The following is a 16,182-nucleotide window of genomic DNA, read 5'->3' as shown; positions in this document are numbered from 1 at the left end:
CAATCCTGCAGCGTTGGAAATTGGCGAAGGCAGCGAAAACGGCTAATCTCCCCCCAAGTAGGGGAGATGTCCGGCAGGACAGAGGGGGGCGCCGTAGAACTCGGCGCTTGTGGCTTAGCCCTAGTGCGGCTTCGCCATGACCCGCGCCCTCATCCTTCTCCGCCGCCGTCTCGTCGGCAGCGTCTTCGTGCTGCTGATCGTTGTCATCGGCACCTTCATGCTGCTCGAAGCCGCCCCCGGCGACGCGGTTGACGCCTATATCGTCTCGACTGGCGGCGACGCCGGCATGATCGAATTGCTGCGCCATCGCTGGGGTCTCGACCAGTCGGAACTGACACGGCTGGCCAATTATCTCTGGGCGCTGCTGCATCTCGATCTTGGCCAGTCGGTGACCTTCTCCAGGCCGATCCGCGACGTGATCCTCGAACGGCTGCCCAACACGCTGCTGCTGATGGTCAGCGCCACCGCGCTGTCCTTCGGGCTGGGTTCCGCCCTCGGCATCTATGCCGGCGCCAGGCCCGGCAGCGTCCGCGACCGCTTCCTGTCGATCGGCTCGCTGGCGCTTTATGCCGTACCGGGTTTCTGGCTCGGCCTGGTGCTGATCGTGATCTTTGCCGTCGACCTGCGCTGGCTGCCGATCGGCGGCATCGAAACGCTGGCCTCGGATAAGACCGGCCTCGACCGCGCCGCCGACATCGCCGTCCATCTCATCCTGCCGGTGGCCGCCCTCGGCTTCATCTATCTCGCGCTCTACCTGCGCATGATGCGCGCCGGCATGGCCGAGGCCTGGCGGCAGGATTTTGTCCTCGCTGCCCGCGCCAGAGGGCTGTCGCGCCGCCGCGTCGTGCTCGCCCACGTCGCCCGCAACGCACTGCTGCCGCTGGTCACCATGCTCGGCCTGCAGTCGGCGCAGATGCTTGGCGGCAGCGTCGTCATCGAGAGTGTCTTTTCCGTGCCGGGTCTCGGCCGGCTGGCGCAGGAAGCGGTGGCTTCGCGCGACACGCCCTTGCTGCTTGGCATCATCGTTGTCAGCGCCGTCCTGGTCGTCGTCATCAATCTTCTCGTCGATATTGCCTATGCTTTCCTCGATCCGCGCGTCGGCGCCGGCGAGGCCGGCGCATGAGCCTGATCCGCCGTTTCCTGGACACGCCCGAGGCGGTCGCCGGTGCGATCCTGCTGGCCGCACTGATCGCGATGGCGCTCATCGCGCCGCTGCTGTTTCCAGGCGATCCGCAAGCCATCGCCGGCCCGGCGCTGCTGCTGCCTTTCAAGGACTGGGCACTGCCGCTCGGCACCGATAGGCTCGGCCGCGACGTGCTGGCCGAACTCTTTCACGGTGCCCGCACCTCGCTGGCTGTCGGCCTTGCCGCAGCGGCGGCGGCACTTGCCATCGGCTCCGTGGTCGGCACGCTTGCCGGCTTTGCCGGCGGTCTCGTCGACGAGGTGCTGATGCGCATCACCGATGCCTTCCAGACCGTGCCGAGCTTCCTGCTGGCGCTGGCCTTCGTCAGCGTCGTCGGACCGTCGCTCGGCATCGTCGTGGTTGCCATCGCGCTCGGCACATGGACGGGGCCTGCCCGTGTGGCCCGCGCGGAAGTCCTCTCCATCCGCGAACGCGATTATGTCGCCAGCGCGCATGCCATCGGCATGCATCCGCTCGAAATCGCCTTTCGCGAAGTGCTGCCCAACGCCTTGCCGCCGGTGCTGGCGATGTCCTCGGTGATCGTCGCCGCCGCCATCCTCACCGAGGCGGCGCTGTCCTTCCTTGGCCTCGGCGACCCCAACCGTGTCACTTGGGGCGGGATGATCGCGGAAGGCCGTGCCGTGCTGCGCACCGCGCCCTTCCTGTCGATCGTGCCAGGCATTGCGCTGGTGCTGACCGTGCTCGGCGTCTATCTCGCCGGTGAAGGTATTGTCGAGACGACTGCGATCAGGAGAGGTCTGTCGTGAGCGCGTTCGCTTCGATCCGCGACCTGACGGTGACCTATCGCCGCAACGGCAACGCGGTGGCGGCGCTGAGGAACATCAGCCTCGACATCGTGGCTGGCGAGCGTCTGGCCATCATCGGCGAAAGCGGCTCCGGCAAGAGCACGCTGGCGCTGGCGATTGCAGGATTGCTGCCGGCTTCTTCAGCGGTTGGCGGAGGAATTGTATGGTCCGGCCTTGGTCGCACTCCCCTCCTTGGCAGCGACATCGGCTTCGTCTTCCAGGACCCATCCGCCAGCCTCGATCCCGTCATGACCATCGGCAAACAGATCGCCGAAGTCGCCCGCACCCATCTCGGCCTCACCTGGTCCCAGGCATACACCAAGGCCAAAACCTTGCTCGAACGCGTCCGCCTGCCCGACCCGGACTCGGCCCTGCATGCCTTCCCGCACCAGCTCTCCGGCGGTCAGAAGCAGCGCGTGGCGATTGCAGCGGCCATTGCGGCCGGGTCGAAACTGCTGATCGCCGACGAAGTGACCAGCGCGCTCGACACCATCGTGCAGGCAGAGATCGTCGCCTTGATCCGCCAGCTGGTAGCCGAGGACGGCATGACGCTGCTGTTCATCAGCCACGACATCGCGCTGGCGGCCGAGCTCGCCGAGCGTATCGCCGTGTTCCGCCATGGCCAACTCGTCGAACTTGGCACGACGACGCGGATTGTCGACGCCCCAACTCAAGCCTACACCCGCACCTTGCTCGACGCCCATATCGGCCTCGACGCCGCGCCATTGCTGAACCGAGCCGGGCTGCCCGCATGAGCCTGCTCGCAGTATCCAACCTCACCAAACGCTACCGTCGCGGCGGCAAGACCGTCATCGCCGTCGACGACGTCTCTTTTCACATCGAGCCCGGCGAAACACTGGCGCTGGCCGGCCCTTCCGGCAGCGGCAAGTCGACGATCGCGCGGCTGGTGCTGCGCCTGATCGAGCCGAACGCTGGTCGCATCGAATTCGAAGGCGATGATTTCCTCGCCTTGAGTGGTGCTGCGCTCAGAGCACGTCGCGCTCGCCTGCAAATGGTGTTCCAGGATCCGTTGGCCGCGTTCAACCCGCGCGCCACGGTGGCGCGTGTCCTCGACGATCCCTTGCGCATCCACGGCATCGCCTCCCGCGCAGAGCGACCGCGCCGCATCGCCACCTTGCTCGAGCGTGTCGGGCTGGCGGCCGACCTTGCGCCCCGCGCCATCCATGAAATCTCCGGCGGCCAGCGGCAGCGCGTCGCCATTGCCCGCGCTATCGCCACAAAACCATCGCTGATCGTGCTCGACGAGGCGGTCTCGGCACTCGACGTCTCGGTGCGGGGACAGATCCTCGAGCTTTTGCTCGACCTGCAAAGGCAGGAACGGATCGCCTATTTCCTTATTTCACATGATCTCGGCGTCGTGCGCGCTGTTGCCCACCGCGTCATCCTTCTCGATGCGGGACGGATCGCCGAGAGCGGCGATGCCCGCGCCGTCATCGACGCCCCGCAATCGGCCATCGGCAAGGCGTTGGTGGCGGCAGCACCAAGGCTCAATAGAACCACACAGGACCCATCATGACCGACCCCGAAGCCAGAGCCGAAAAGCTGTCGCGTGAACTCGATTCCGCCTTCCGCAACCGCGCCGATCTCTACCGCCTGTTCCTCGAAGAACTGACCGGAGAGCTGGGTTCTGACAAGGCAGAGGCGATCATGATCCGCGCCATCGAACAGCGCGGCAAGGAAGTTGCGGCAGCCGCCTTCGCCAGCTTCGGCGCCAACGATGCGCGTGCGATCGGCGAGGCCTTCCTGGCCGTCAGCCCGGATGACGGCCTGATGTATCCGACCGATGTCGAACGCGGCGATGACCGCATCGCCTTCAAGGTCAAGCGCTGCCCGTTGAAAGACGCCTGGGTCGAGGCAGGCGTTAGCGACGAAAGGCTCGCCACGCTCTGCCGCATTGCCGGCGCCTTCGACCGTGGCCTGTTCGAGGCAACCGGCGTGCGCTTCGACAATGTCACCTGGACGCCTGGCCACGGTTCCGGCTGCTGCCACATCGCATTGACCAATCGCGATGCCGGCTAAGCATTGACGATCAAAGGCGTGTTGAGATTCAGGTCAGGCCGAGCGTCTGCAGGCCGGCTGAATATCAACGCAGCTTAGCCGCCGACCATCAGCTTGACGACCTCATCATGATTTGTTTCGGAGATCTTGCGCTCGCCGGCTTGGACGCCGCGCCGCAGCACGACGATGCGATCGGACACTGCAAAGATGTCCTGCAGATTGTGCGAGATGAAGATCACGCCGCGTCCCTGCGCCTTGAGTTGATGGATCAGCGAAATCACCTTGCGCTGCTCCGGCACGCCAAGGGCGGCGGTCGGCTCGTCCATGATCAGGATTTGCGCATCCCAGTAGACGGCGCGGCCGATGGCGACGGCTTGGCGCTGGCCGCCGGAGAAATTGCTGACCGGAGCGTCGAGCCGGCTGACATGGAAGTCCAGCCGCCCCATCGTCGCTTTGGCGGCCTCCGCCATTGCCTTCCGGTCGAGCACCGGCAGGAAGCCGAACGCCTTGCGCATCGGTTCGCGGCCAAGGAAGATGTTGGCGCCGATCGACAGATTGTCGGCGAGCGCCAGATCCTGGTAGATCGTCTCGATGCCCTTTTCGCGCGCCTCCTGCGGCGTCGCGAATGTCACCGGCTGGCCCCGCAGCAGGATCTCGCCACCCGTCGGCTGGAACACGCCCGATATTGCCTTGATCAGCGTCGTCTTGCCGGCGCCGTTGTCACCGGCCAGCGCCACCACTTCGCCCGGCCGCACGGCCATGGAGAAGTCGTTGAGCGCACGCACGGCGCCGAAATGCTTTGAGAGATTCCGGACTTCCAGCAGGGGCGCGTTCTGGTTGGTGCTATTCATCCTGACGGGCTCCACTGAACCGGCGCTGCGCCTGGTCGATAAGGACGGAAATGATGATGACGACGCCGACGGCGATGAACTGCCAGAACGGCTCGACATTGACGAAGACCAGCCCGTACTGGATGACCGCAATCACCAGCGCGCCGGCCACCGTGCCGAAGATGGTGCCGGAGCCGCCGAACAGGCTGGCGCCACCGATCACCACCGCCGCGACGCTGTCGAGCAGCAGGGGCTCGCCCGCCTGCGCCGCGCCCGCCGTGAAGCGCGCGGCATAGAGCGCGCCGCCGAGGCCGGCGCACATCGCCGACAGCACATAGAGCCGCAATATGTGGCCCCTGATGTCGATGCCGGCCCGCCGCGCCGCCTGCACATTGGCGCCGATGGCATAGTTGTGCTGGCCGAACCGGGTCTGGCTGAGCAAATAGTGCATGACGATAACGAAGACCGCGGTGATCAGCACCAGATAGGGCACGCCATAGAACTTGCCGTTGCCGAGCAGCGCGAACCACGAATTCTGCACCGGCACGGTGGTGCCGCCGGCAAGCAGGAAGGCGGCGCCGCGCGCGACGCCGAACATGCCGAGCGTGCCGATGAAAGGCGGCACCTTGAGCCGCGAGATCAGCAGGCCGTTGATGACGCCCGGCACGCCGGCAATGATCACCGAGGCGAGGATGCCGGCCAGCATGGCCAGCGGCAGGGGAATGGCGGCACCCGCCATGTTGGTGGCATGCGCGGCGATGACGGCCGCCAGCCCCATGATGAAGCCGAGCGAGAGATCGATGCCGCCCGAAATGATGACGAAGGTTTGGCCGGTCGCAAGCAGCAGCGGCGCCACGGCGAAGATGGCGATGGACTGCAGGTTGAACGGATTGAGCACGAAGGTCGCGCCGAAGGCAAGCCGCGACCAGACCTCGAAACAGATGAGCAGTCCGGCCAGGAACAGCCAGGCGCGCCCTTCGGCGATATGTGCGACCAGGCTCCTGGCCGGATCGCCATGATCGGCCTGAGGGGCGACATGCTTCTCGGCAGGCTGGGCTGATGATGTCGAGGTCATGGATACTCCGCGGCGCCTTCAAAACAGGTCTCGATTGGCGAGTGACCCGGTGCGGGCTCCTCCCGGCGGACCGTGAGGAGCCAAGCTGTGCTGGACTTACTCGGAGTAGAGATACTTCGAGATGTTCGGGTCCGCGATGTTGGACTTGTCCATGATCGTGAAGCCGGTGCCGATGGTGACCGGGATCGAATGGCCGGTCAGGTGGGCATAGGCCGAGACGACGCCGTAGTAGCCGATTTCGGCCGGATGCTGGGCGATGGCCACATCGACCAGGCCGGTGTTGATGTTGTCGACGATGCTGGTCGGAGCGTCGAAGGCGACGACCTTGACCGTGCCCGTCTGCCCAGCCTGCTTGACGCCGTTGGCGGCACCCAGCGCCGAGAACAGATTGGCGCCGAACACGCCGACCAGGTCGGGATTGCGCGCGAACACCGCCTGCAGTTGAGAGGCCGCCTTGTTGGCGTCGTCGTCATTGAACTGGGTTTCCAGCACGGTGATGCCCGGATGCTTGGCCATCTCCTTCTTGAAGCCCTCTTCACGCTGGTCGGTGGTCGAGATGCCGGGCTTGACGTTCGAGACGTAAACCTTGCCCTTGTCGCCGATGGACGTGGCCAGAGCCCGCGCCGCGATCTCGCCGCCCAGGACGTTATCCGACGCGATATAGGCCAGCGGGAAATCGGCATCGCCGGCGCCGGTCTGGTAGACGCCGCTGCCGATGAAAGTATCGACGGTGATGACCGGAATGCCGGCGTCATTGGCCTTGCGCAGCGGCTCGACCAGCTGGACCTTGTCGGTCGGCGCGATCAGGATCGCATCGGGCTTCTTGGCGATGACCGCGTCGAGCACCGGCACCTGGGTGACCGGGTTGAAGTCCGGCGCCCCCTGGAAAACCAGGTTGACGCCAAGCGCGTCGGCCGCCGCCTGGGCGCCCTTGCGCATGGTGATGTAGAAGCCGTCGGTGGTCAGGCCCGGAACGAGCGCAATGGTGTATTTCTTGTCCTGCGCCTGCGCGGGCGCGATCAGCACCGTGGCACTGACGGCGAGCGCCGCGAGCGCGGCAACGATCTTCTTCATGACATCCTCCTCATTGTTGGCAGTTCTGCCGTTGCAAGTGACATTGGAATAGCCGTCATCCGTCCGGATGCCGACGGCCGGGAACGCCTGTTTGCCTTTCGCGGGCAGCTCCTCCCAAGCGCCCTCCAGTCGATAAGTCGGCCGGTCAGTCGCCGGCGCACCTGGCCCACAGCCCGTTCCTCAGCCTCCGCGAGGTCCGGCAAACTGTGCCCACGCCTCGCCTTGTCGGCGGGCGTTCGAACTTGTAACACTTTGCAGAAATAAATTGCAACTCGATTTTCCGAGCCGGCAGCGCCGGGGCTTTTCACACCGTACGACATTCCGATTGCTCCGCCGAGCCCCGGTCGACTATCACCCGGCCCCTTCGGCGGCACAACTGGTTTTCGTGGCGGCGTCCCGCCTGGACTATCGTTACGAGAGCGCTGCGAGGATGGCCTGCGCCGTCTTGGTATCCGTCACCAGCGTGTTGATGAGCCCGGCGCGAACGGCGGCGATGATCGCCGTCGCCTTTTCCGGCGACGCGGCAAGGCCGATGGCCAGCGGCACGGCGCGCAGCTGCGCCGGCGACATGGCGATCATCCGGCTCTCCCCTTCCCAGGCAATCAGCGTGCCCTCGGCATCGAAGTAGTGGCGGAGCACGTCACCGGCGGCATGAACCAGCGCCTGTTCGCTCGGCGTGGCGGCACTTGCCTCGGGGGCATTGATGGCATGCGGCAGGCCGATGCCGACGATCGCGACATCGGTCCTCTCCCACAAAGCGACGGCATCGCGGATGGCGGTGTCGCGCAGGAAGACCTCTCGCAATTCGCTGGACGGCAGATAGGGCGCGTGGATGAAATGCGGTGTGCCGCCGAACTCCTCGGCGGCAAGCCGCACGAATTCGTTAACCTGAAAATGCGCCGCCTGCTGCTGCATGCCGCCGGTGGCGGCCACGGTCAGCACGCCAGGCATGCGCGGCAGGCCGGCCCTGATCACCTCGCGCACAGCGCGGCCCCAGCCGATGGCGACGACAGAGCCCGCCACCAGCTGCGCCTGCCTGAGAAGCCCCCCTAGCGGCGCCGCGAGCGCCGCCAGCGTGCCCGCCGCCGGCGTCTCGACCACCGCGGCATCGCGCAATTTCAAGCCATCGATCAGCTGTCGGGTGATATCCTCCGGCGTCGCCAGGTCGAGAACCTCGATGCGGACAATGCCCTCAGCCCGCGCCCGCTGCAGCAAGCGCGAAATCGTGGCGGTAGAGACGCCGAGTTGGCGGGCGATATCGACCTGCGACATCTCCGCCACATAATGCAGCTTGGCCACCGTGTGCAGCATCGTCCGCGATGCGGTCGCATCCTGGATAGGAGGGATAGACAGCTTGCAATTCCTTTCAGCAACGTGTTACAAACACATACGCCGACGGGAGTTATCGCGCAAATCCAGCCAACTCGCAACGTGCGGCGGCTCCCGGGCCGCGAGCCCGGCGAGGCGCATTCTTCGAAGGCAGGCGGGTAGAACTGAACATCGTTGTTTCCACGGGATCCGCGCTCTTCGTCCAGAGAGCGCCAACATCGGATTGAGACCATGACCAAGATGACCACCGCGGAACTGCGCGGCTACCAGCAGATATGTGGCAAGGACGGGGCCATGGTGGCCATCGCCTGCGACCAGCGCGGCGGCATGCGGACCTTGCTGGCGTCGGACCCTGCAGAACAGGCCAAGATCACCAACGACATGCTCGGCGACACCAAGGCCGACATCACCCGCTACCTCGCCAGTGCGGCGTCCTGCGTGTTGCTCGACCCGCTCTGCGCGGTGCCGCGCATTGTCGACGAGGGCGTCTTGAACCGCGACACAGCACTTCTCATCGGCCTCGACGCTTCCGGTTTCGACGTTTCGCCCGACGGTTACCGCCTGTCGCGCCTCGTCCCCGGCATCGACGCGCGCCGCGTCCGCGCACTCGGCGGCACCGGCGGCAAGATCATGGTCTATCTCAGAGCCGACAAGCCTGAGGCCAACGAACACAACATCGCCATCCTGCGCCGGTGCATCGCCGATTTCGGGCAGGAAGACCTGCTGCTGGTCGTCGAGTTCCTGACCTATCAGCTCGACGGGGAAAGCCCCGAGGACTACGCGGCCAAGACACCATGGCTTGTCGAGCAAGGCACCAGGATTTCGCTCGAGTGCGGCGCCAAGGTTCTGAAGCTCCCTTATCCGGGAACGCCGGAAGCCTGCGCCAATATCACCAAAATCGCCGGCGACGTGCCTTGGGCGGTGCTTTCGGCTGGCGTCAACCACGCGACGTTTCTCGGCCAGGTCGAGATCGCCATGCAGAATGGCGCCTCGGGCGTCATCGCCGGCCGCTCGCTGTGGAAGGATTGCATCTCGCTCGATCGTGACATCCAGCGCGATAGGCTTAAGACCATCGCAGTGCCGCGATTGCATGAAATCCAGGCCGTGATCGGGCACTACCGGCAGAAAGCCGCTGCCTGACAGTTGCGTTGGACGAGAGCTGTTCCAGCAAGAGTGTGAAGCGGCTTTGCGTCCGGAATTGCGCGAAAACAGATGCAGGACGCCATGCCTCAGAGCATAGGAATAGATATCGGCGGCACCAATCTGCGTGCCGCTCGCATTTCCGACACCGGTGAAATCCTCAAGCGCGTTTCCGAAAAAAGCGCGCCCGACCCGGAGCTGGTGCTCGGCCGCATCGCCGACATGGTGCGCCTTCTCGACACGCCGGACGTGAAGGCCATCGGCGTCGGCGTTCCGGGCCGCGTCGATGCGAGGCGCGGCGCGGTGCTATCGGGCGGCTATGTCAACCTCGCCTCGGTTGCGCTGGCGCACCGCCTGGAAGACATGACAGGCAAGCCCGTCGTCATCGACAATGACTGCAACATGGCGCTGGCCGCCGAGATGGCGCTCGGCGCCGGGCGTGGTCATGGCAACATCGTCATGTTCACCATCGGCACCGGCATTGGCGGCGCCGTCGCCCAGGATGGGCGGATCACGCGTGGTTCGGCAACGGCGGGCCAGCTCGGCCACATCACCGTCGACGTCAATGGCGAGGTCTGCGCCTGCGGCCGCCGCGGCTGCGTGGAGACCACCAGTTCGGGCACGGCGCTCGGCCGTCACGTTGCGCGCGCCGGGCTCGGCGCCGACATTTCGGTCGACCAGCTCTTTGCCCGCGATGCGGCGGGAGACATCCAGGCGCGCGGCATACTGGATGCCTGGGCAAAACCATTGCGTGCCGCGATCGACACCGCCGTTGCCATGCTTGCTCCCGATCTCGTGCTGCTTGGCGGCGGCCTTGGCCGGGCGGCCCATTCAGCACTCGGCCGCGCGCCGGCGCTGGCACCCTGGTACCAATGCCAGGTCGAAGCAGCACAACTCGGCGACGACGCCGGGGTGATCGGCGCCGGCCTCCAGGCATTGGCGGGGGAACTGCACACTTCGCCCTCGACCCAGTCCAGCCGCCCGCGGCGCGCTGTGCTCGTCAACGGCATCCCCGCCAGCGGCAAGAGCACCGTCTCGCGCGGCATCGCCGATCGCATGGGCTGGCCGCTGCTGGCGCTCGACACGATCAAGAACCCCTTTCTCGAAGTGCTCGGCGGCGGCGACCGCCTGTTCAACCGCACGCTCGGCCGCGCCAGCTACCAGGCGATCTGGTCGGCCGTCGGCGAAGCCCCCGCCGGGACAACCTTCATCGTCGATGCCTGGTTCGGCTTCCAGCCGCGCGAGGTTCTAGAGGACCATCTGCGAAAAGCCGGCGTCGAGCAGACTTTCGAAATCTGGTGCCACGCGCCCGGCGAAGTGCTGGCCGAGCGCTATGGCGCCCGCCTCGACCAGCGCCCCGCTGGCCATCCCGGTGCCGCCTATATTCCCGAACTGATCGAACTCGCCAAACGCGTCGAGCCGCTGCGGCGCGGACCGCTCTTCGACGTCGACACGACGATGCCGATCGACTTCGATGCCATCACGGCCTGGTTGCGAGCGACGATAGCCAGCGGCGCATAGACAGTCGGAAGGCCCGTTCAGTCACCGCTGCAGACGTGAAGTTCCGTTCCGGCCGCTTCGATGACCGCGCGTAACGCCGGTTGCGGTTCACAATCCGTGACGATGTCGGAAAGCGCGCCGAGCGCGCAGATGCGTTCGAGGCTGTTGCGGCCGAACTTGTCGTTGGTCACCACAAGCGCTGTCGACAGCGCGCGGGAGATCATCGCCCGCTTGACCGCCGCCGCCCCCGAGATCGTGTCGCTAGGCCCGTCCGCCGAGAGGCTCGAGGCGCCGATGATGGCGATGTCGGCATTGTAACGCCTGACGAATTCCACCGTATCCTCGCCGACCACGCTGGCTTCGCGGCTGTCATAGGTGCCTGGACACAGGATGACCCGGAAGCTCGGATTGGCGCCGGCCACCGAGGCCACGCCGATGGCGTTGGTGATGACCGTCAGCTCGCGTTTCACTTGCGAGAGACTGCGCGCCACCTCATAGGTCGTCGAGCCGCCATCGATCATCACGATCTGGCCTTTCTCGACCAGTCCGGCCGCACCACGCCCGATCCTGGCGCGCTCCTCGATCATGGTCTGGCTGCGCTCGGCGATCACCGGCTCGGATGTCACCAGCGAGATGGTCGCGCCGCCGTATGTTCGGTTGAGCAACCCCGCATCGCCAAGCTCGATAAGGTCGCGCCGGATCGTTTCGCCGGCGACACCCAGGCGCAAAGCGAGCCTGGAAACACGGATCGAGGCCGAGCGGCGCACTTCCGACAGGATGAGCTCATGCCGCTCCTTCTTCGACAGCCGGCTCTGCTCCATGATCCGTCCTCCGCGAGGTCTGGAACATTAGCGACACCGACGTTGATGGGGAAGGAGTCTCGCGGGCACGATTTGACCGCCGAGGAACGCGCCTTCGTCGAGCGCCGCCGCCAGGAGCTGAGACAGGACGGCCTCGTCACCGAAACCTATCGGCGCGTCGGTGTCCGCGAAGCCCTGATGCGGCTGGCGTGGGCCGGTCTCGATCGGGACACGGCCGCTGCCGTCTGATCAATAGCCGACCGTAAAACGCTGCCTGATGTGGGCCGGCTTCTCGATCTCGTCGACCATGACGATGGCGTAGTCCTCGAAGGAGATGCTGCTGCCCTTGTCCGAGGCCAGCAGCGTGTCCTTGCCAAGACGGTATTTGCCGGTGCGCTCGCCCGGGACGAACATGGCGGAGGGCGACAGGAAGGTCCAATCGAGATCGCCGACGGTCTTCAGTTTGTCGAGGAAGTCGGCGCCCTTCTGTGCCTCGGGCTTGTAGATTGCAGGGAATTCGGGCGTGTCGACCAGCCTTTTACCGGGCGCGACCTCAAGGCTGCCGGCGCCGCCGACGATGAGGTAGCGCTTGACGCCGGAAGCACGCACGGCGGCGATCAGCGTGTCGGGGTCGCTGTCCAGGAAATGCACGGCGCTGATCACCAAATCATGGCCATGGATCAGCCTGGCGAGACCTTCCTTGTCGAAGACATCGCCCTTCCTGGCAGCCACGCCGGGCAGCGCGGCGATCCTTTCGGGGTTGCGGGCAATACCGGTGACCGTATGGCCACGGTCGGAGAGTTCCTTGAGCAGGCGCGAACCGACGGCGCCCGATGCGCCGATGAGAGCTACTTTTGCCATATCCTTTTCCAGTCCTTGTTGGAGGTCAGTTGGGGAATCATGCCGCCGCAATATGGGCGACGAGATTGTCGAAGCTGCCGAACAGCGCGTTCGAACCGACGAGCCGCGGCGCATCGTTACGGATGACGGCCAGCGAAGGCACGCCGTTGGCATGCAGGCGCTGGAACAGCGCTCGGCCACGGCCGACCAGTTCGCCATGAACCGTCAGCACGGTTTCGGTCGGCTTCTTCATCATGGCGGCGGCATCGGCCATGCCGGCATCGGCGAACACGGCGGCCACGCCTTCGATCGTCACGACATCGCGGCCGTCGACATAGCGTGCACGCTGGATCGCCTTCAGTGCTGTGAGCCGTCGGCTGGGGTCTTCCAGACCGGCGGCGCTGATGCCGAGGGTGGCGGCTTGCGAGTCGAGCAAGGTGCCCCGAATATCGAGGACATTGTTTCGGTAAGCCTGCGTGAACTTCTGTCCGGTCAGACGCTCGATGCGCTGGTCGTTCGCCCAGGCATGGGCGGCAAAACCTTCATCCATCGGCCGCGCACCGGCGCCGGAGAACAGCCCGGTCGGCAGCATCTCGATGCGCACGCCGTTGCCCGAGAGCCTGTCCAGCATCGGCGTGGCGCCGTAGCACCAGCCGCAGAGCGGATCGAAAAGATAAGTCACGTCTGAATTGCTCACGAGCGCTGCCTTTCTTGGTACGAACTGTCGGCTGACGAGCCGCCAAAAAGTCTTGGCCGTATGTGGCAGGCGGAGCTCTTGCGATAAATGGCGCCCAATAATACAAACTGTCTGATCAGATCAGACAAAAGCAATCGCCTTGGTCGACCTTCTGAACCTCAATCGGCTCGTCTACTTCACCACCGTGATGGAAACCGGCTCGTTCACATCAGCCGCGGACCGGCTTGGCGTCGCCAAGGCCGTGGTCAGCCATCAGGTCGGCAGGCTCGAAGAGGAACTGGGCGCCACGCTGCTGCAGCGCACGACGCGGCGCGTCACCCCGACGGAAGACGGTCGCCTCTTCTATGATCGCGCGATGATCATCCTGCGCGAGGCGGAGTCGGCCTATGGCGAGATTTCGCACGCAGCGGTCGAGCCGAGCGGAACGCTGAGGCTGACCGCGCCGCTCGACTACGGCACCAGAGTGGTGGCGCCGGTCATGGCGGCATATCTGAAAGCCTATCCACAGATGCGCGTCGAAGCGATCTTCGACGACGCGGTGAGCAATCTGGTCGACGAACAGATCGATCTCGGCATCCGCGTCGGCTGGCTTGCCGATTCTTCCAACCAGGCGCGGCGACTGGGCACGATTCAACAGATCGTCGTTGCCAGTCCGGCCGTCGCGGCAAGCCTGCCCGCGGATGCGAACCCGAACCAGGCGCGATCGCTGGCCTGGGTCGGCAATGCCCAGCTGCGCAGCGTCGGCCAATGGCTGTTTTCCAAGGGCGGCGAGACGGTACTGACCGAGCTCAATCCCGTCGTCGTCTGTGACAAAAGCCCGGCGGTCTATGCCTGCGTGCTCGCCGGTATCGGTCTGGGTATATTTCCCGACTATGCGGTCGATGAGGATATCGTCGGAGGTCGGCTTGTGCGGATATTCGCGCAGTGGACCTTACCGACCGGTGGCATCCACGCGGTGTTCCCGCCGGCCCGCTTCCGGCCCGCCAAGGTGCGCGCGTTCGTCGAATTGCTCGCCGCGGCCGAAAGAAAGCGAGCACGCGGCATCGCCAGGGGATGACGCGGCACACGGCGCATAATGTCAGTGGAGACTTACATCGGAGCGCCTCGGCGGTGCCTGCAGTGCTTCCGTCGGCCGCAAAATGCGAACGGCCCGCCGGCGGGAGGCCAGGCGGGCCGTTGAATGTTGGTTTTGGGGCGAGGCTTTGAGTTTGTGTCGTGCGGCGGCGGCAAGGCCTCGTTGCGGGGCCCCTGTTGGAGGTTGAGCTCGCCGGCGCTCTCGGCAAAAAACAAAAGAGCCCGCACGAGGGCGGGCTCTTTTGTATTTGGTTGCGGGGACAGGATTTGAACCTGTGACCTTCAGGTTATGAGCCTGACGAGCTACCGGGCTGCTCCACCCCGCGTCAACCCTAAGCAAGCGTTTGCTTGCTGATCCAAGCAAGCGTTTGCTTGCTTGGGACGTAAGCACGAGCCTACGACTAGGCTGGCCTACAGATAGGTAGATGGCTCACCAAATGAAAGGGCCGCTTTCGCGGCCCGTGGTTTCCCGATTGGCGGGCCAGTTCGTAGAGAGAAGATTTCATCAGATCGACCCAAAAATCGGCTTCGATTTTTGGAAAGTACGATGTGACAGATAAAACGTGCGTTTAGCAGACCTGGCAGCGACCTACTCTCCCGCGTCTTGAGACGAAGTACCATCAGCGCTGGAGCGTTTCACGGCCGAGTTCGGAATGGGATCGGGTGCAGCCGCTCCGCCATAACCACCAGGTCGGCAAAACGCACGTTTTTTCGAGAAGCTGTTTTCTGTGCCATGGACGTTCTTTGATCTTGGCGCCTTTCGAAGCGAAGCTTCGCAAGGTCGACCGACCGTCGGCGCTGATGCGCCGCACCCACGTAGCGCCGCCCGCAGGGCGGAACAAGCGTGAGTGAGAACAAACCATCTGACTATGTCAGATGGGCATAAGGAATGAGAACGATCAAGCCGATCGAACTATTAGTACCGGTAAGCTTCAAGCGTTGCCGCTCTTCCACACCCGGCCTATCAACGTGGTCGTCTTCCACGGTTCTCAGGGAATACTCGTTTTAAGGTGGGTTTCCCGCTTAGATGCCTTCAGCGGTTATCCCGTCCGGATATAGCTACCCTGCTATGCGGCTGGCGCCACAACAGGTCCACCAGAGATCCGTCCATCCCGGTCCTCTCGTACTAGGGACAGATCCTTTCAATATTCCTACACCCACGGCAGATAGGGACCGAACTGTCTCACGACGTTCTGAACCCAACTCACGTACCGCTTTAAATGGCGAACAGCCATACCCTTGGGACCTGCTCCAGCCCCAGGATGCGATGAGTCGACATCGAGGTGCCAAACAACCCCGTCGATATGGACTCTTGGGGGTCATCAGCCTGTTATCCCCGGCGTACCTTTTATCCGTTGAGCGATGGCCCTTCCACGCGGGACCACCGGATCACTATGACCGACTTTCGTCTCTGCTCGACTTGTCAGTCTCGCAGTCAGGCAGGCTTATGCCATTGCACTCAGCGAACGATTTCCGACCGTTCTGAGCCCACCATCGCGCGCCTCCGTTACTCTTTAGGAGGCGACCGCCCCAGTCAAACTACCCACCATACATTGTCCCGGACCCGGATAACGGGCCGCGGTTAGACATCCATAGTAATAAGGGTGGTATTTCAAGGGTGGCTCCACCTGAGCTGGCGCCCAGGTTTCAAAGCCTACCACCTATCCTACACATGCCACTACGAATGCCAATGTAAAGCTATAGTAAAGGTGCACGGGGTCTTTCCGTCTAACCGCAGGAACCCCGCATCTTCACGGGGAATTCAATTTCACTGAGTCTATGCTGGAGACAGCGGGGAAGTCGTTACGCCATTCG

The 16,182-nt window shown here is 64.4% G+C and carries 16 protein-coding genes, 1 tRNA gene and 2 rRNA genes (1 of these 19 running past the window's edge); 9 read left to right on the top strand and 10 right to left on the bottom strand.

Features of this window, described 5'->3' with window-relative positions:
- Positions 1-136: 136 nt before the first annotated feature.
- From ACWGS8_RS03360 to ACWGS8_RS03340, 5 genes are read left to right on the top strand one after another with little or no spacing between them, the layout of a single operon-like run.
- Complete coding sequence (locus tag ACWGS8_RS03360; RefSeq protein ID WP_454579588.1) at positions 137-1,123, top strand: ABC transporter permease; 987 nt, start codon at positions 137-139, stop codon at positions 1,121-1,123.
- Positions 1,120-1,950: an ABC transporter permease gene (locus ACWGS8_RS03355; protein WP_454579587.1), complete on the top strand. Its 831-nt coding sequence runs from the start codon at positions 1,120-1,122 to the stop codon at positions 1,948-1,950. The genes ACWGS8_RS03360 and ACWGS8_RS03355 overlap by 4 nt, the downstream gene beginning before the upstream one ends.
- Complete coding sequence (locus ACWGS8_RS03350) at positions 1,947-2,744, top strand: ABC transporter ATP-binding protein (protein ID WP_454579586.1); 798 nt, start codon at positions 1,947-1,949, stop codon at positions 2,742-2,744. The genes ACWGS8_RS03355 and ACWGS8_RS03350 overlap by 4 nt, the downstream gene beginning before the upstream one ends.
- Positions 2,741-3,526, top strand: a complete 786-nt coding sequence (locus ACWGS8_RS03345; RefSeq protein ID WP_454579585.1) for an ABC transporter ATP-binding protein — start codon at positions 2,741-2,743, stop codon at positions 3,524-3,526. Before ACWGS8_RS03350 ends, ACWGS8_RS03345 begins: the two co-directional genes overlap by 4 nt.
- Positions 3,523-4,029, top strand: a complete 507-nt coding sequence (locus ACWGS8_RS03340) for an L-2-amino-thiazoline-4-carboxylic acid hydrolase (protein WP_454579584.1) — start codon at positions 3,523-3,525, stop codon at positions 4,027-4,029. The genes ACWGS8_RS03345 and ACWGS8_RS03340 overlap by 4 nt, the downstream gene beginning before the upstream one ends.
- Positions 4,030-4,103: 74 nt before the next feature.
- Here ACWGS8_RS03340 and ACWGS8_RS03335 read toward each other — a convergent pair whose 3' ends face one another.
- The 4 genes from ACWGS8_RS03335 to ACWGS8_RS03320 all read right to left on the bottom strand — a co-directional run bounded on the left by ACWGS8_RS03335 (position 4,104) and on the right by ACWGS8_RS03320 (position 8,298).
- Complete coding sequence (locus tag ACWGS8_RS03335; protein ID WP_454579583.1) at positions 4,104-4,859, bottom strand: ATP-binding cassette domain-containing protein; 756 nt, start codon at positions 4,857-4,859, stop codon at positions 4,104-4,106.
- The gene (locus tag ACWGS8_RS03330) at positions 4,852-5,913 is read right to left on the bottom strand and encodes an ABC transporter permease subunit (protein ID WP_454579582.1); all 1,062 of its coding nucleotides are present in this window, start codon (positions 5,911-5,913) and stop codon (positions 4,852-4,854) included. The genes ACWGS8_RS03335 and ACWGS8_RS03330 overlap by 8 nt, the downstream gene beginning before the upstream one ends.
- A 96-nt stretch (positions 5,914-6,009) precedes the next feature.
- Positions 6,010-6,987, bottom strand: coding sequence for an ABC transporter substrate-binding protein (locus ACWGS8_RS03325; RefSeq protein ID WP_454579581.1), 978 nt, complete (start codon positions 6,985-6,987; stop codon positions 6,010-6,012).
- A 411-nt stretch (positions 6,988-7,398) separates the two neighbouring features.
- The gene (locus ACWGS8_RS03320) at positions 7,399-8,298 is read right to left on the bottom strand and encodes a sugar-binding transcriptional regulator (protein ID WP_454579580.1); all 900 of its coding nucleotides are present in this window, start codon (positions 8,296-8,298) and stop codon (positions 7,399-7,401) included.
- A 249-nt stretch (positions 8,299-8,547) separates the two neighbouring features.
- Here ACWGS8_RS03320 and ACWGS8_RS03315 point away from each other — a divergent pair, with 249 nt between their 5' ends.
- Together ACWGS8_RS03315 and ACWGS8_RS03310 are read left to right on the top strand one after the other, a co-directional pair.
- Positions 8,548-9,456: a tagatose-bisphosphate aldolase gene (locus ACWGS8_RS03315; RefSeq protein WP_454579579.1), complete on the top strand. Its 909-nt coding sequence runs from the start codon at positions 8,548-8,550 to the stop codon at positions 9,454-9,456.
- 84 nt (positions 9,457-9,540) lie between these two features.
- Entirely contained in the window at positions 9,541-10,977 is a 1,437-nt protein-coding gene (locus ACWGS8_RS03310; RefSeq protein WP_454579578.1) for an ROK family protein, read from the top strand.
- A 17-nt stretch (positions 10,978-10,994) separates the two neighbouring features.
- Here ACWGS8_RS03310 and ACWGS8_RS03305 read toward each other — a convergent pair whose 3' ends face one another.
- Positions 10,995-11,777, bottom strand: coding sequence for a DeoR/GlpR family DNA-binding transcription regulator (locus ACWGS8_RS03305; RefSeq protein WP_454579577.1), 783 nt, complete (start codon positions 11,775-11,777; stop codon positions 10,995-10,997).
- A gap of 45 nt (positions 11,778-11,822) precedes the next feature.
- On the opposite strand from ACWGS8_RS03305, the gene ACWGS8_RS03300 reads away from it, so the two are divergent.
- Positions 11,823-12,005: a hypothetical protein gene (locus ACWGS8_RS03300; RefSeq protein ID WP_454579576.1), complete on the top strand. Its 183-nt coding sequence runs from the start codon at positions 11,823-11,825 to the stop codon at positions 12,003-12,005.
- On the opposite strand, the gene ACWGS8_RS03295 is transcribed toward ACWGS8_RS03300, so the two are convergent.
- Together ACWGS8_RS03295 and ACWGS8_RS03290 are read right to left on the bottom strand one after the other, a co-directional pair.
- Positions 12,006-12,617 (bottom strand): NAD(P)-dependent oxidoreductase, encoded by a 612-nt coding sequence (locus tag ACWGS8_RS03295; protein ID WP_454579575.1) that lies wholly within the window; start codon positions 12,615-12,617, stop codon positions 12,006-12,008.
- Between the two features lie 37 nt (positions 12,618-12,654).
- Positions 12,655-13,293: a DsbA family protein gene (locus ACWGS8_RS03290; RefSeq protein ID WP_454579574.1), complete on the bottom strand. Its 639-nt coding sequence runs from the start codon at positions 13,291-13,293 to the stop codon at positions 12,655-12,657.
- Positions 13,294-13,432: 139 nt separating this feature from the next.
- On the opposite strand from ACWGS8_RS03290, the gene ACWGS8_RS03285 reads away from it, so the two are divergent.
- Complete coding sequence (locus ACWGS8_RS03285; protein ID WP_454579573.1) at positions 13,433-14,350, top strand: LysR family transcriptional regulator; 918 nt, start codon at positions 13,433-13,435, stop codon at positions 14,348-14,350.
- A 266-nt stretch (positions 14,351-14,616) separates the two neighbouring features.
- On the opposite strand, the gene ACWGS8_RS03280 is transcribed toward ACWGS8_RS03285, so the two are convergent.
- The 3 genes from ACWGS8_RS03280 to ACWGS8_RS03270 form a co-directional block, all read right to left on the bottom strand.
- Positions 14,617-14,693 (bottom strand) — tRNA-Met (locus ACWGS8_RS03280).
- 250 nt (positions 14,694-14,943) lie between these two features.
- Positions 14,944-15,058 (bottom strand): 5S ribosomal RNA (gene rrf, locus ACWGS8_RS03275).
- A 204-nt stretch (positions 15,059-15,262) separates the two neighbouring features.
- Positions 15,263-16,182: ribosomal RNA gene (locus tag ACWGS8_RS03270) — 23S ribosomal RNA — on the bottom strand; it runs 1,878 nt beyond the window's last position.

Source organism: Mesorhizobium sp. 43Arga (assembly GCF_053714255.1).
Note: the sequence above shows the minus strand (reverse complement) of the source record. Positions and strands in the feature narration are given on the sequence as shown.